Genomic DNA, 15,511 nt, shown 5'->3' with positions numbered 1-15,511 from the left:
CAGTAACATCAACTTGACCAGCGGGAAGGAAGAAGAAAGACTTATGAAATACGCCGATTTGCACCCGAACATCAGGATACGCATCATTACTGATTTTTTCACCGATCTAACCCAGAAGTCCATCATTCCATTCATGGCAATCTATCTGAGTGTTCAGATTGGCGCAGGTTTGGCGGGGGTATTGCTGACGGTCAATATTGTGGCTTCGATAATCGTGGGATTGGGGGCAGGATATTGGTCTGACCGGATCGGACGAAAGAAATTAATGGTGATCGCACAAAGTCTCCAGGTCGTGGCTCTACTATGCTTGGCCATCGCCAACTCGCCGTGGATGGATTCGATCATCGTCACCTGTGTCATGTTTCTGCTCAGCAGTCTCAGTTCAGGGATCACCGTCCCCATTGCTAATGCCATGATTGTTGATGTAAGCAGTGAACATGAACGTCATTATGTATATGGATTGCAATATTGGACAACCAACGTAGCTGTAACCTTTGGCACACTGATGGGCGGACTATTTTTCGAGTCATTTCGTTTTCTGTTGTTCAGTCTGGTATGTCTAGAAAGTATGGCTACCCTATTTATTTTGGTCTTTATGATTCAAGAAACAATGGATAAACGCGTATATAATACTACCGGTCAATCCAAGGATTCCGATCCATCCAACAGACTAATGGAAGCCAATGCTCCCATCCAGAGGAACATACTGAAAACGTACTGGGCGGTCTTTCAAAACAAACGTTTCATGATATTTTTTACAGCCACTGTACTTGCGGTCTCCCTGGAATTTCAGTTGGATAAATACATCGCTGTTCGTCTAAAAAATGAATTCACCGCCCAACTGTTCGGTTCAGATATCTCAGGTCTGCATATGTTCAGCCTGATCATGGTCATCAACACTGTAATGGTCGCCTTGGTTGCCATTCCGTTCTCCAGATGGATCGGTCGCTTCCCGTCCCGATCTATCATGACTGTCGGTATGCTCCTCTATACCGCAGGTTTCACCGTACTGGCTTTCAGCAACTGGGCCTGGTTACTCATCTTATCCGCTATACTGCTTACCATTGGAGAATTGATGTACGCCCCTGTTCGTCAGGTCATGCTCGCGGGTATGATTCCCGATTCGGACCGTGCTGCCTACATGGCCGCTGACGGGTTGAGCTATAACGTGGCTGCCCTCATCGGAAGTCTCGGGTTAACCATAGGAGCCTTTCTGCCTTCATATGCGATGGCTGGTCTATATGTACTCATGGGGCTTGGAGCGCTCGTCTTTTTCCGAATGTTACTTCGAAAGCCAGAGGAACAGAATGAACATCTGTCGTGTGCAGATGCATCTTGATTTCACTTTTCCTGCAACAAAACAATCATGTAAGGGAGCCCGGCAGGCTCTCTTTTTCATGCCCATTATCATCACTTTAAAGTAAATTATCATAAACATTTTGTATATTATAGTTTACATTTAGTCAAATATCATGTACATTAGGTTCATGGAGGTGAGCAAGTGGAAGAATTGCACAATCACGTTCGGGAGTTACGGGCCAGAGACCGACTGTCCCAAACGGAACTAGCCAAACTCATCGGCGCATCCCGTCAAACCATTGCTTTGATTGAACGTGGGGATTACTCCCCATCAGTCGTCCTGGCATTAAAAATAGCCCACGTCTTTCGTGAACCCGTCGAAAAAATCTTTGAATTGAAAGGTGGAGATTAGATTGAAAAGTTCATCATCCTCATCCATTAAGAAGCGGTTGCGTCTTCCCTTGTATGCAGCAGGTGGCGCTGTAGTTGGTTTTATCGGAGCTAACGGGGTCCGCAAAGTCCCTTCTGACCTGAACTGGACGCTGTCGGTGTACTATGACTATGATCTTTTATTTGCAGTCCTGGCTGCTGCGGTGGTGGTTATGATGTTGTGGAATATATTCAGTCTCTCCCGAACGCCATCTGTTCCTCCGATGGAAGAAGATACTTATGGAGAGTCTGATTCTCTAATCTCTCCTGCAGAGCGTTCCCTCGGAAAAGCGATGATCCTCAGCGGATTCAGTGTTATTGTTGCATTTACCTGGGCAGCACTGGCCTTATCCTTGTACGCATCCAACAGAAACATGCCGAATTATCCAGAACTGTTTAACCTCGTGAATCTCATTGGTGCGTGTATCTCCATTTTCATCGTCGTGATCCTGCAAAGTCTGACGCTCAAAAGATATAACCGTTATTTCCCTGATCGTGCACTGGATTTGAACTCGCGCAATATGAAGAAAGATCATTTCGAGAAACTCGATGAAGGTGAGAAATGGATCGTGTATCGCGCAGCCTATCGTTCTTTCCAAATGATGAACCTATTGCTCGGTGTCGGCATGTTGTCCATGGTGCTGTATTCGGTTCTATTTACCTTCGCTCCATTCCCAATCGTTATGCTCTCTATTATCTGGATTGCCAACATCGGAATCTATTATCGTGAAACCTATCGTGCGAGTAACCAGTAATACACGGGTAAGTGAATCAATTTCATAATACCTTTAGCTACTTCAATGAAGGTTAGATATAGATCAAAACGGTTTAATTTGTCTATATCTAGTTACAAAATTCCATTTTTAGTGAGTTATGAAATTGATTCGAGCAACTATTTTGTAAATATTTTCATAAAGGAGTGTTTGCATGCATTTATCCAAACGAAACACCCGCTTCAGGTTAACCTCCCTAACAGGAGCCTTCATGGCTGTGGTACTGTCTCTCAGTCTGTGGGTACCCGCGGTTCAGGCGGAGACCCCTACTCCAGTAGCTGCTGAACAAGAAAAGTCGAAAGCGCTGACAACCGAATCGGCTACAGCATTTCTCGATTCATTCTTCGAGTCCCCTGAGGCAAAAGCCCATTATGTGGGAGCCTCTGTTGTTGTTGTGAAAGATGGTAAAGTTCTGGCAGAAAAAGGATATGGCTTCTCCGATGTAGAGAGCAAAACAGCTATCGATCCGAAAAAAACCGCTTTCCGTGTAGCCTCTGTCTCCAAAACGTTCACATCAGTAGCTGTAATGCAACTAGTGGAGCAAGGTAAGGTTGATCTGCAAGCTGATTTTCAGACCTATGTGAAAGGGCTCGAATTCGATAATCCTTTTGACAAACCTGTAACTGTGGAGAACCTGCTCACACACACGACCGGATTCGAGATCCGTGATCCCCAGCAGGAAGACATCCATACTGATTTCGACAAGTACATAGCGATGGAGGATTACGCACAGCAGCATATGCCTCCTGTCGTTCGAGAGCCTGGTAGCGCCTACATGTACGATAACTTCTCGTTTTTGCTGCTTGGCATGATTGTCGAGAACGTAAGCGGTGAGCCTTTTGAAACTTATATGCAACAACATATCTTCAAACCGCTAGGCATGGATAACAGCAGCTTCATGCTGGACGAAAAGTTCCAAAAGCAGCTAGCTACAGGCTATGATGCGACACACAACCCGCTTGATCTGTACACCATCGCTCCAACGCCAATGCCTCAAGGTGGCATGCTGTCTACCGCAGAAGACATCGGGAAATTCATGATTGCGTTCCTGAATGAGGGCGTGAAGGACAACGAGCGGATTCTCAAAGAATCCACAGTGAAAAGCATGGAACAATACCGTTCCTCCATTCATCCCCTGTTACCGAACACCACGTATGGATTCGAAGCTGCATTTCAGCTTCCCGGAGCAGGAAGTAGTCCAAAAATTATTACGAAAGCAGGCGACCTGACTGGATTCAGCTCTTATCTCTTCCTTATTCCTGAGCAAAATACAGGCGTCTTCCTGACGTATAATCAGAATGGAGCACTTCGTAATCTGTTCTACCCGGCATTCATACAAAATTTCTTCCCACAATATGCAGAGCCTGTACAGTTCAAGGAATACACGCCGCAATCCGCAGCTGAGCTGCAACGCTTTACCGGATTGTACGCGGATCTTCGACTTAGCACGATTGTAAGTTCCTTGAAAGATGGCGGGGATAAGCCAGGACAACTGAGTATTAACGATGTATTCCTGGGTCAACGCAACCTGATTCAAGTGGAGGATAATCTCTTCAAGGATGAATTGACTGGTCAATTCACAGCCTTCAAAGAATATGCAGATGGCACCACATACATGAAAGAACCTTACCTCAACCCTATGGGCTATGAGAAAAAAGGACAAATACCTATGGGCTTCCGGGATGTTCGTGAGAACAGTCCTTATGCTGAAGCAATCTATGCCATACAATCTCTTGGATATTATGAGAATAATGCTAGCAAGTCTTTCCAACCAAAAACAGCTGTGACACGAGCTGAGTTTATTGAGAACACGCTTAAACTGAGCGGATTGAAGCCCAGCAAAACAACGCCTCCTGCTGGCACCGACTGGGCAGATCATGCAGCAGCCGGATATATTCAACTCGGATATGAATTGGGTATGATTACGGGCACGGACGAACAGCAGTTTAAGCCAGATCAAGTGATTATCCGACAGGAAGCCATGGTCATGATGTGGAGAGTTATGCAACTGCAATATCCTAGCGAACTGTTCAATGATGTGAAACTTGCGGGGCACACAGATGAATGGGCTGTACCAGCCATTCAGATGATGTATACGCTCGGTATCCACGGACCTGAGGTGAAGGTACTGGAGGATGGTTCTGTTGATTTCCTTTCCCGCAAACCTCTGATTCGTCAGGAAGAGGCTGCGATTATGTATGCACTGCTTACACAACCAACTGATCAAATCGTCGCTGAACTGATGGCGGCTCAGCAACCACAAGCAGAACCTGCTGAAGGAGCCGAGCCTGCAGATGAGACATCTGAAACTGCGCCGGTTCCTGTACCAGCGACAGTCCCTTCTCCAGCATCAGCACAATAAAATATCTTCATACCGATTAGATCTATCATCCTCATGATGTATGACAAACAGGCTTGTTCGGAAGGGTAAGATCCTTCTTGAACAAGCCTGTTTCTTTACTTTTCATAACTTACAATTCTATCTATTACGGGGTTATATCCGTTCCTATCCGAGCAACGAAGAGACATGACGATTGCCATTACGCTGGTCGTACTTGTCTGCCGCTGCTTGGGCATATCCCGCAAAATAATCCGCCAGTTTATGCAAATCTCCTGGATCTCCTTCATACGGGAAGGACGCAGGCAGACGTAATCGGTATTCCGGGGATTCGTCCGCCCAGCGGCGTAACAATGGTGCCGTTCTGGCATAGAACAACATTTTGGCAAATGGATCTTCATTATTCATCGCGAAGACCAGACTTTCTTCCAGCACATCAATCCCCTTCGCCGGATTGGTACGTGCAAGATAATCCATCTGCTCAGCAAAGCTTCTCACAAAATCATTTTGACCCTTGATCAACCGGTAGCCCTTTTGCTGATGCTTGTCTGCTTCCGCAGTCCGCCCCAAACGGTAGAGTGGCATCAAGATCTCCGACAACGTAAGATGCGGAATCTCCGCGCAGCTCATCCGGCCTTTCAAGATCGGTTTTGCCATTTCAAGCACCTTCTCGTCGTCACCAGTAAGGATAAAATAACGCATCATCTCATCCTGTTCACAGGCTTCACAGTCACTCATAAAGTCTCGATCCATCGTTCTGAACTTGGCATAACTGCTTCCTGCCTCCTCCAGCTCCCCCAGATCCATGGAGATGCGGAATCGATAATACCAATACGAACGTTCGCTGTAGCCAAATGACTTGAAACGCTGTCCGAAGTCTTCAAGCAGCTCCATTATTTTATCGCGTGATACTTCCGGGAAACTGGATAGTTTGCCTAGAATCCATTTATACGACCACATTAACGTTTCTTCATCATATTCTTCTGGCTGTTGGTCGAACTTGCCCAGCTGCCAGGAAAAAGCAATCAGTGCCTTCATCGGATAACCGCAGAATGTTGCTGTCTCCACAATCTCTGATCTTGCTTCGTATGCCTCTTCTTCCATGCCGTTCACATCGGCGACTCTTGCCGCTTCCTCCAGCATACCCAGCTTGGCTGGACCGTTAGGCAAGCCGTAGGCCTCGTCCATCAATTCCTCAAAATCCATCTCTGTCTTCATCAGGCATCCCCCTTACGATCTGTATTCGCACGCAAACCCCAATCAATAAAACGAACGATGCCCTGATTCAGCACTTCCAACTCCTGCCGGTTCATCGCATAATGCCCCATCATCAATGCATTAACATACAGCATCTCAATGGCAATCGGCGTCATTTGGTCATCCGGTGCCGTTAGCACACGCTGAATAATCGGATTGTTCACATTCAGGTACAAGGTTGAATATCCCGCCGAACTGATTCCAGAGGATAAGGAGCCCAGGATGGATGAGAACAATTCCGTGCTCTCTTCGCTTGCTTTTTCCAGCGCACGGAGTGTTGAGGATTCCTGCGAAAGAGTGAACAACACCGGCAGATCCGATGGCTTGAAACCCTTAACCTCTGCTCGACAACGGAAGCGCTGCAGAGCAGAATCGGCGAGTCGCAACGCATCATAATACTGATTACGCTCAGCCGGTGGCACATCCGTGAAGCTCATCGAGACCTGATCCGGCTCTAGCCGTTCCGTGCGTACATTGTGCACAGTCATCGGCAGTGTCGCCATCAACTCGCTGTCATAGATGTAGCCACCGTTAATAACCAGCATCGATTGTGCCGATGCCACATGATGAATCTGACGGTACTCATCGACAGAGGACGTGAAATACAATGTCTCTCCTTCATCGATCAGCTCACCCAGCTCCCGGTGTCCTCTGGTGCTCTCAAATGGCAGCCAGCGGTGAATCATCGCGAAGAATGCTTGATCCTGAACAGCAAGTGCCTTCATGGACAGGGCATGCAGACGAATTAGCTTCTGTAGACGTTCCGTCTGGCTCTCGGCCATGTCGACCAGTCCCTTGCGAAGTGCGTCTCCGAGTTCGGAGCGAACTTCCTCCAGTTTTTCATTTTCATAAAAATGTTCTCGTGAAGCCGTCGGTTGAAGCTCATCTGTCCAAATTAGACATTTCACGAAGAAAGCCCACTCTGGCAAAATGTTCTCTGCTTTCTCGGAAATCAGCATTCGCTTCAGATACACCCGGTGAGAACGCTTGGCATTCAGATTAACTGCGTGTGGCAGTACAAAAGCAATACCTCCGGTACGGCCTGAAGCGGTCGTCAATGGAATGAAGTCCTGGAACTTCTCCCCAAGCAGACGTTCACCAAAAGCCAATACCTCTGCTCTGCGTGAACGTGCGAGTGCAGGGTCCATCAGCCAGATCGGCGTCTCGCTATTCACCACATGCTGCACACCGTCATGATGCAGTGTGACCGCATACGGCAATAACGCTCCGTAATAGAACAGGGCCTCTTTCACATAATCCGCTTCAAAGTAATGAGCCGCGTCTGGTGTGCAGCGCAGATATACTTTGGTGCCTGGGGACAGCTGTGTGTCCAACTGCCGAATCGTATAGGTGCCATCCGGCTTGCCCCGCCACTCCATCGAAGGTCCGCCCTTCGCGGATTGCGTCAGCATGACGATTTCATGACTCACCATGAAACAGGATAACAACCCGATCCCGAAACGTCCGATAAATGAAGTCTCTCCGTCCAGCAGCGCTTGCTGCCCCCGTTTCGAGGATTGTCCAATCATGGCCAGGAATTCATGGATATCAGCTTCAGTCAAGCCGATGCCGTTGTCCTCCACCATCATGGTCAGTTGCTCCCCGGTTCCTGTCAGTTCAACACGCACTTCACCCTGATATCCTGGCTCCGCCTCCGTTCTTGCGGTAATCGCATCAGTCGCATTCTGCATCAGCTCGCGCAAGAACACTTTCGGACTGCTATATAGATGGTTGGATAATATCTGGATCATACCACTCAGGTTCACTTGAAAACGATATTCATTAGATGCTGTCATGACTCACTCACCTTCCTCTACGTCCAAACACAATATGTACCCATACGATGTATTCATATGGATGTGTTAGACGAATTCATTATGTAATCGTTAAAAACAGACATTCCCGTGACAGGTACGCCAAAACATCACGTCAAGCCGGCCTTGGATAACCAAGACCGGCGTTAGATGAATATTTCAGACATTCATGAGACGTAAGGCCTTATCTTTCATTACCACGTTATGAAGAGCAATGAAACGGATGTTCTACCCTTAAAATAAGGATACATCGTACAGGCCATAGTGAAAACAAACCTTAGACCCGATTTGAAGTGGAATTGATGGGAAGTGCGCACCCTCCATCCGGGACTATTGACGGAGAGATACATTTTTTCGTCATGCCTTTGAAGTTTGGTTCTGCTTCGTCTCGTCACGCTATGGAATAGTCGTCAACAACTGTGAGAAAGTTAGATCTGAATGATGTGGAGTTTAGCGAGGAAATTCAACCGATTGAGAAATAAACAAACGCAGGTTATGATGTGGAGACATGTATATCGGGATGATTATAGAGAGGAATGGAACAACAGCATGGAATCCAAACTACTTCAAAAATTAAAATATGCTTCCCAATTAACGGCACAGGAGAAGCATATTGTGAACTATATCCTGAACAATCCCGAAGTTGTATTTGATTCTACAGCCCATGAACTGGCTCAGCAGACCTATACAAGCTCATCTACCATTGTTCGCCTATGCAAAAAGCTGGGTACCAAGGGGTACCCAGACTTTCAGCTCAAGCTTGCTCTTGAATACCAACAGATACCTTCCGCGTTGCAGACGCAGGATCATGCAATTGCAGAACAAGGCAACGTGCTGGCTGCCATCGACTCGGTTCCTTACCTGTATCAGCAGGCGCTGGATGATACGCGCCGGATGTTAAATGCTCCTGTTTTGCTACGAATCGCTAACTGGGTCAAAGAATCCGGACGTATCGATATCTATGGCAGTGATATGAATTATTATCTGGCTCAACAGGCTTGTGCCAAGTGGAATGAACTCGGCATATCTGCGATTGCTCACAATAGTCCCAACATGCATTACTTGAACACGATGAATCCCAACAGCCTGACGCTGTCTTTTGTTATCTCGCACACAGGTGAGAATCAATCCATGATTGAAGCTGCCAAAGTGCTCAGCAACAAACAGATGAAAGTCATCGCGGTTACGGGCAACAACCATTCAACGCTGTCCAGACATTGTGATGAAACGCTGCTGGCTTATGGATACAATGAACAGTTAAGACTGTCCAAAATGTCTTCAATGGTCTCGGTACTTTATATTTTCGACATGTTGTACATGAGCAGCATTAGCGATACGTATTAACGATTAAAGCTGGTCCGCTGCAAATACAATCCCGGCATCCTTACGCGCACTCATGAGTACACTCATCACAGATTGGCTGTGTTCGAGCAGTTCGTAACACCGTTTGTGGTCACCACTTGCATAGATGTCCCTGAACGCTTCCCACTCATAGTACAGCCAATTGGATTTGGTCTGCGCATTATACTCCTCAGCAGGCTCATTCCCGATCTGAAGCTTGATCTCCCGGCAACCGTTTGCTCCTCCCACAACCTGAAGATAACCTTTCTCGCCCTGAATGAGTACAAAGTTCATGCTGCTCGTGTCTTTGGCACCTACACACTCCGCAATAAATTCCGGATATTTGAGAACCACAACTCCTGACGTATCAATGCCGTTTGCATGCTGGTTGGCAGTATACGATACGGCATTCGGACTACCGAACAAATTCATAACCAAATGAAGATTATAAATATTGATATCCATCAGCGCTCCACCAGAGAATTGTGGATTAAATACATTCGGTGTTTGCCCTGCAAGCAGATCATTGTATTTGCGCGAGTATTGACTGTAGTTACACTGGATGAGTTTGATCGGACCAAGCTTCGGTAGTTTCTCCTGTATGACTTTAATATTGGGCAGATGAATGTTGGAGATGGCTTCAAACAGCAACAGATTCTTTTCTTTCGCAAGTGCAATCAGCGTCTCTGCTTCCTGAAGCGTGGATGTGAACGGTTTTTCACATACGACATGCTTGCCATGTTGTAGTGCCTGATAGGCCTGTTCGTAATGCATGCTGTTCGGTGAAGCAATATATACGAGATCTACATTCGCATCTGAAAATAGGGATTCCAGGCCTGTATAGATTGTACTTACCCCATATTTACCCGCAAGCTCCTGTGCTGTTTCTTTCTTCCGGGAGTACATCGCTGTACAAGTAACATCTTCCAGTTCATTTATCGCGGACAAAATGGCATCCACAATGGACCCTGTACCAATCGTTGCTATATTCATCATATTGTTTCGCTCCTGTCGTTGATTTGTCAGTTGGCTTTCTTCGCCGCTTCGATTCCGTCATGTAAAATATCCAATACATATAAAACCTCATCATCCGAGACCGGTTTATCACCGTTATGTCGAATGGCATGAAGCAGTCGATCATATAAAATGCCATAGTCCGTTGCTTCCGAAGGAACTTTCTCCGTATGTGATGTTCCCTCATCGTCCACATAACTAATCGTACCCCAGTTATCCTCTGATTCAGCTTCAATGGATACCTTGGTTCGTCCATCTCCACTTTTCGTTTGGTGCCCACTGCTATATTTAACGAAGCTTCCCCGATCCCCGTGTACAATGAATTTCGGATGCTCGATCTTCACAAGCAGGCTGCACTTAATCGTAGCCTTCATTCGTCCATAACGAAAATCAATATCGATATAATCATCGGATTTACCTGGCGCGATCAAACTCCGAACATCATAATCAATTCGGTCGGCTACACCATATATGGAGATTAACTGATCGATGGTATGCACGGCCAAACCATGCAGCAACCCAAATCCGCTTCTGGCATACTGTGGGTGAAAATAATCATAGTGGGACTGGATTTCAACAATATTCCCCAGTTTGCCGCTCTCAATCACTTTTTTCAATGTCAGAAAGTCACCATCAAATCTGCGATTTTGATTCGCCATGGCGATGAGATGTTTACGATTGGCTAGTTCAAAGATATCTTTGGCTTCCGCAGAAGTAGAGGCAAAAGGTTTCTCCACCAGCACATGTTTCCCGTGTTCCAATGCCAGCCTGGCGTACTCTACATGGCTATCCACATGGGTGGCAACAACAATCAATTCAATCTCATCATCTTGCAATATGTCTTCGATATTCGTTGAAAAAGTAATCTCGGGATAGAGTGATTCACGCTCGGTATCGCCAACCCGATCTTCCTCCCGACGGTATATCGTCTTCACCTTGATGTTTTCTTTCTTGTCCAGATAAGGCAAATGATAGTTCACCACTGCGTTCCCAAATCCGATGATCGCCATATTCAATATCATGATCGCTCACTCCTCTGCTCTGGTTGAGTGTAATGTTATCACGATCAAGTCAGGCGGAGAATGCTTTGGGGCGGGATTGGCAGCATCATGCGCAATTCGATTTCAGGTTTGAAAATGTATGAAATTCAATTTCATTCTCTTCTTTTTTTCATGTTCGAGATCTAACATATCTTCCATAGTTTACCGATATAACATAAGGCGTTAATTACATACATATAGAACGAAGGGGACGATGAAAGAATGAAGACAGGGTATACATACGTACAACGCACCATCTGTACATTACTGTTATTTACACTCATTGCAGCAGTGACATTGGGAGGCGGAACCGCAGCCCAAGCAGCTTCACTCAGTCAATCCACAGTGTATTATGAGTCCGATGGCGTCTTGTACAAAGTATCCGCTGATGGCAGCAATACGACAGAAGTATTAATTGATTTCCAAGGTGTGGACTTGCACGCAGCAGGCTCTTATCTTTACTACACTCAGACCGCTTCTTCCACAACATTGCTCCGGGTTCCGAATGACGGGTCCAGCGATGCAGCAGAAACATTTGCTACAGATGTACTGAGCTATTACACGGATAACGGATTCATCTATTATCTGGATGCTACAGGTACAATTTATCGCGCTAATGGCAATAGTGACGCTTCAGCTGTCACCAAGATTGCTGACAAAGCCGATACCAATTTTCCATTTCTCCTGGTAGCCAAAGGGCGTGCTTACTATAATTCGCTGGTTAATGGAAACACGTGGATCGTGTCCAAAACGTCCAACGGAAGTGGAGCTGTGCAGCGGATTGCCGCAGGCGCAGTGGAAGGACGTTATTTTACGAATCAAGCCAAAAACGAACTGCAATTGATGGTAAATACAGACCCCTACGAGGATTTCTATTCCACCAATGCTGTTGTCATGTATAAGGTGAATCACAACACTGGCAAGGCAACTGCTGTTAATCCCAAGGCCAAACTGGATGTGAATGCTGTGTATTCCGGTGGTTGGGGTAACAATCTTTACGTGTATAACAAAGGAATCGATCTCGACATTAATAAGGATTACAATTATGCCAAAGGCAAAGCGTTCGCGTTAACAACTTCAGCCAAAACGCTTCAGCTTCATAACAAGAGCATCCGGGAAGTAAGTGCCTTAGGTACAGACAAGGTTGTCCTTATTGATGCAGACAAGAAGGCTTATGCCAAAACGGTCTCCGGCAACAAAGTGACCAAGTCCGCCAACCTGAACCTGAACAATGTAACGTATGTTGCAAATCAATTGACCAATGGTACAGCTACGGCTGCATACATCTCGGGCAACAACGGTCTCTATTCGGTCAATACAGCTCTCAAGGTAACGAAACTTACCGGTGACGAATGGGATGCATTCCATATCAGAGATGATGTTGCCGGCCTGTTCTACATCAATGCCAAAGATCAGTATCGCTTGTATCACGTGCAAACGGGTGGAACAGGGAAAAAAGTAATGAGTGACGTTTTCCTCGACAATATTCTATTGGTGACACCGTACTAACATATCCTGTTGAATCAAGCGTGTAGCCTATTCATCGGACTTGTCCATAACAAAAAGGATTACCTTGCAGCCATACGGGCTCTTGGTAGTCCTTTTTTGGTTGTCGAAAACTATTTTTCAAAAACATCTTCCATATGAGAATGATAATTGTTATCATTAAGAAAAATAAGACAAAAGGATGGTCCGTATGACTGAACAGTTTCCCTTCATTGCTGAAACCTCATCTCTACCGCTCCTCTCCTCCATGTGCCGTGTGCGTCGTGGGGAGAATTTCCGTGTGCAAGGCAAGACGGTGTCCCGGCCCATGCTCTGTCTTATTTTGCAAGGAGACGGTGTTCTGGTCCTGAATGATACAGTCTATACGGCGCAAGCGGGCAGCTTGTTCGTGTTGAAGTCAGGTACAACCATCGAGGCCGCTGCACGCTCGAAAGTGACCGAATTTATATTGCTAAGCATGGATACGGTTCGTTTGCAGCAAGTGCGCGGCGAATGGAAAATGACCTCTTCACCCGCCTTCCCGCTGGATTGGCAGACAGGCAGGTTGCTGGTTCGTCATGAGCAGCAGGCTGTATTACGTTTGGAACAATTGTATGAAACCTATCGCGGTCTTCAACCGGATCATTTTATCAGCATACATAGCCAGCTGCATGAACTGCTGCAGTTTCTCTCAGAGAACCGGCTGGAAGCCAATCATGAGAAAGTGGACCCTGCCTTGGAGCGCAGTATTATGTATATGCGACGTTACATGAGTGAAGGAATCAGCATGGATCAGCTTGCCAAGATTGCTGGACTCACACCCAGCTCCTATTCTCGCAGTTTCAAGAAAGCCAAGGGCATGTCGCCGACCGATTATCTGAACCGTTTACGTATAGACGAAGCCAAAAAACAGCTGACAGAGGAATCTTGTGTCCTCAAAGACGTCGCGGTATCTGTCGGGTATGGCAATGAGTATTATTTTAGCCGCAAATTCAAACAAACCTTGGGCATTGCTCCCAGCGTATATATGAAAAGAGATCAACTTCGCGTAGCTACGGCATCCATCATGGGATTCCACGAGAATCTGGCTTCGCTTGGACTGCGCCCTGTAGCTGTGCTGGAAGGAGTTCTTGACCGAGAATCGGATGAATATGAACAAGAACGCCGATTAACCAGACAATTCGATCAACTTCGGCAGGCGAAGCCAGACTTGATCATCGGTGATTTTTACCATAAGCCTTATTATGATCGCCTGAAAAGTATTGCACCCACCATCATTTTGGAGCCCACTGACGACTGGAAAGAGAACCATATTCGCATAGCCGAACTGGTCGGACGCGAGAAGCAAGCGTTGCTGAATTTCAAGGAACTTGCGTTCCGCAAGCTTGAAGCCGGACTGAGCCTCCAACCTTATTTCGGACAAAAGCGTATCGCTCTGATGGAGATTACGAATCAATTCATTCGATTACAGGGGACTGGCGAGCATCCATTAAATCGCTTGTTGTATGCTGAATTGGGACTCCATCCTGCCCAGCTTGTGTCTCCCGAAAGTTCCAGAAATGAGTATGTTGCGGATAATATCCCTGTGCTGGACACGGATTATCTGTTGATCCATCGTACTTCGCTTCAGCCTGCCAGTGAAAAGGTATTCCGACGCATGAAGCAAATGGCATCATGGCATCGATCACCTGCCGTGCTGCATGGTAATGTTCATGATATCTCAAATTGGCATCTCTTGTGCTGGAACCCGGTGGGCCAGTTGCAGATTCTGAACGAACTGGAGCAGATTGATCAGCAGTCTGTTGTCTTTCCTCAGGCAGGACTGATCGGACATTAGATATGAATATTAGCTCCTACGAAGTGACCGGTGTGCAGAGTTATTTTCTCCATCGTTTTCCTTCATTATAATTAAATAAGATTTTGCACAAGCCAAAGGGCCCTCTCCTATAACGGAAAGGGCCCTTTACATGTAATTATGAATGTTCCTTGATCTCTTCCTTCGGAACCAACTTGTATATCTCTTCATCTTCCATGGTATCAATCAACCGATCCAACCATTTGTAGTATGCTTCCGCTTGCAAAACCTTATGTTTGTCTTCCATCAGAATGTGGATAAGTTCAGCATCTGCCTGCTCATCCAGATCTTCGACTAACCGATTCAGTTCTTCAATCGATTTGCGCAGAATCTGAAGGTTACTCTCCACGGCTTTTCTCCACTTAATCGCAAAATAATCCGTAAATGTCTGGTGCCAGTCATACTCTACTTCATATAGGTCTTTCCTGGAGCCTTTGCTCCATACTTTGTTTACCATTTTCAAATCCAGCAGTGTTCGCACACCTGTACTCATACTCGTTTTGCTCATTTCCATTTCCCGTCCCATATCGTCAAGGGTCATTGGCTTGTCTGCAAAAAATAGCAATCCATATAAGTGTCCCGTAGACAGCGTAACCCCGTAAAGATCCATATTACGTCCAATGGCTTCAATCACGCGTTTACGAATCCTCAGCACGGTTGCCTGCTGTTCCTCTTGTAAATGGTCCAAGCCCATGCTTGCAACCTCCATTCTGAACATTCCACAGTCTTGGCAAAATAATTGCAACACTTTAAAAGTCCTGCTTACATGGGAAAGCATCCGGCCGGACATCCTATATGCCAGAGGGCTTTCTTTCACCCAATGTATGAAAATGGGAACTTTACCAGGCTACATTTGCCTATGACTA

General features: G+C 46.2%; 12 protein-coding genes. 7 read left to right on the top strand and 5 right to left on the bottom strand.

All coding sequences use genetic code 11. The features are described from left to right. Positions 1–43 precede the first annotated feature (43 nt). The 4 genes from MKX75_RS06650 (at position 44) to MKX75_RS06635 (ending at position 4,863) form a co-directional block, all read left to right on the top strand. The gene (locus MKX75_RS06650; RefSeq protein ID WP_339168969.1) at positions 44–1,339 is read left to right on the top strand and encodes an MFS transporter; all 1,296 of its coding nucleotides are present in this window, start codon (positions 44–46) and stop codon (positions 1,337–1,339) included. Positions 1,340–1,501: 162 nt separating this feature from the next. Next, positions 1,502–1,711, top strand: a complete 210-nt coding sequence (locus MKX75_RS06645; RefSeq protein ID WP_062833100.1) for a helix-turn-helix transcriptional regulator — start codon at positions 1,502–1,504, stop codon at positions 1,709–1,711. 1 nt (position 1,712) lies between these two features. Continuing rightward, positions 1,713–2,483: a DUF3169 family protein gene (locus MKX75_RS06640; protein ID WP_339168968.1), complete on the top strand. Its 771-nt coding sequence runs from the start codon at positions 1,713–1,715 to the stop codon at positions 2,481–2,483. Positions 2,484–2,712: 229 nt separating this feature from the next. Continuing rightward, entirely contained in the window at positions 2,713–4,863 is a 2,151-nt protein-coding gene (locus MKX75_RS06635; RefSeq protein WP_339168966.1) for a serine hydrolase, read from the top strand. Between the two features lie 144 nt (positions 4,864–5,007). On the opposite strand, the gene MKX75_RS06630 is transcribed toward MKX75_RS06635, so the two are convergent. Together MKX75_RS06630 and MKX75_RS06625 are read right to left on the bottom strand one after the other, a co-directional pair. Next, a complete protein-coding gene (locus tag MKX75_RS06630; RefSeq protein WP_339168965.1) occupies positions 5,008–6,057 on the bottom strand; it encodes a hypothetical protein in 1,050 nt (349 codons plus the stop codon). Continuing rightward, positions 6,057–7,892: an HSP90 family protein gene (locus MKX75_RS06625; RefSeq protein ID WP_339168964.1), complete on the bottom strand. Its 1,836-nt coding sequence runs from the start codon at positions 7,890–7,892 to the stop codon at positions 6,057–6,059. Before MKX75_RS06625 ends, MKX75_RS06630 begins: the two co-directional genes overlap by 1 nt. Before the next feature lie 513 nt (positions 7,893–8,405). On the opposite strand from MKX75_RS06625, the gene MKX75_RS06620 reads away from it, so the two are divergent. Beyond that, positions 8,406–9,254, top strand: coding sequence for a MurR/RpiR family transcriptional regulator (locus MKX75_RS06620; protein ID WP_339168963.1), 849 nt, complete (start codon positions 8,406–8,408; stop codon positions 9,252–9,254). A 3-nt stretch (positions 9,255–9,257) separates the two neighbouring features. Here the strand turns inward: MKX75_RS06620 and MKX75_RS06615 are convergent, their stop codons facing one another. After that, positions 9,258–10,244 carry a Gfo/Idh/MocA family oxidoreductase gene (locus MKX75_RS06615; RefSeq protein ID WP_339170380.1) on the bottom strand — a complete coding sequence of 329 codons (987 nt, stop codon included), beginning with the start codon at positions 10,242–10,244 and terminating at the stop codon, positions 9,258–9,260. 29 nt (positions 10,245–10,273) lie between these two features. Beyond that, positions 10,274–11,287 (bottom strand): Gfo/Idh/MocA family oxidoreductase, encoded by a 1,014-nt coding sequence (locus MKX75_RS06610; RefSeq protein WP_339168962.1) that lies wholly within the window; start codon positions 11,285–11,287, stop codon positions 10,274–10,276. 240 nt (positions 11,288–11,527) lie between these two features. Between MKX75_RS06610 and MKX75_RS06605 the strand changes: the two genes are divergently transcribed. Continuing rightward, a complete protein-coding gene (locus MKX75_RS06605) occupies positions 11,528–12,814 on the top strand; it encodes a DUF5050 domain-containing protein (RefSeq protein WP_339168961.1) in 1,287 nt (428 codons plus the stop codon). Positions 12,815–13,001: 187 nt separating this feature from the next. Beyond that, positions 13,002–14,627, top strand: a complete 1,626-nt coding sequence (locus tag MKX75_RS06600; protein ID WP_339168960.1) for a helix-turn-helix domain-containing protein — start codon at positions 13,002–13,004, stop codon at positions 14,625–14,627. A 136-nt stretch (positions 14,628–14,763) separates the two neighbouring features. On the opposite strand, the gene MKX75_RS06595 is transcribed toward MKX75_RS06600, so the two are convergent. Further along, complete coding sequence (locus MKX75_RS06595) at positions 14,764–15,339, bottom strand: hypothetical protein (RefSeq protein ID WP_062833093.1); 576 nt, start codon at positions 15,337–15,339, stop codon at positions 14,764–14,766. Positions 15,340–15,511 lie beyond the last annotated feature (172 nt).

The organism is Paenibacillus sp. FSL R5-0341 (assembly GCF_037975235.1).
Classification (GTDB): Bacteria; Bacillota; Bacilli; order Paenibacillales; family Paenibacillaceae; genus Paenibacillus; species Paenibacillus amylolyticus_A.
Note: the sequence above shows the minus strand (reverse complement) of the source record. Positions and strands in the feature narration are given on the sequence as shown.

What these genes read in the sequence shown, in the direction of transcription:
- MKX75_RS06650 (WP_339168969.1), top strand. Translation starts at nt 44, where the DNA reads ATGAAATACGCCGATTTGCACCCGAACATCAGGATACGCATCATTACT.
- MKX75_RS06635 (WP_339168966.1), top strand. Translation starts at nt 2,713, where the DNA reads ATGGCTGTGGTACTGTCTCTCAGTCTGTGGGTACCCGCGGTTCAGGCG.
- MKX75_RS06630 (WP_339168965.1), bottom strand. Translation starts at nt 6,057, where the DNA reads ATGAAGACAGAGATGGATTTTGAGGAATTGATGGACGAGGCCTACGGC.
- MKX75_RS06625 (WP_339168964.1), bottom strand. Translation starts at nt 7,892, where the DNA reads ATGACAGCATCTAATGAATATCGTTTTCAAGTGAACCTGAGTGGTATG.
- MKX75_RS06620 (WP_339168963.1), top strand. Translation starts at nt 8,406, where the DNA reads ATGATGTGGAGACATGTATATCGGGATGATTATAGAGAGGAATGGAAC.
- MKX75_RS06615 (WP_339170380.1), bottom strand. Translation starts at nt 10,244, where the DNA reads ATGAATATAGCAACGATTGGTACAGGGTCCATTGTGGATGCCATTTTG.
- MKX75_RS06610 (WP_339168962.1), bottom strand. Translation starts at nt 11,287, where the DNA reads ATGATATTGAATATGGCGATCATCGGATTTGGGAACGCAGTGGTGAAC.
- MKX75_RS06605 (WP_339168961.1), top strand. Translation starts at nt 11,528, where the DNA reads ATGAAGACAGGGTATACATACGTACAACGCACCATCTGTACATTACTG.
- MKX75_RS06600 (WP_339168960.1), top strand. Translation starts at nt 13,002, where the DNA reads ATGACTGAACAGTTTCCCTTCATTGCTGAAACCTCATCTCTACCGCTC.
- MKX75_RS06595 (WP_062833093.1), bottom strand. Translation starts at nt 15,339, where the DNA reads ATGGGCTTGGACCATTTACAAGAGGAACAGCAGGCAACCGTGCTGAGG.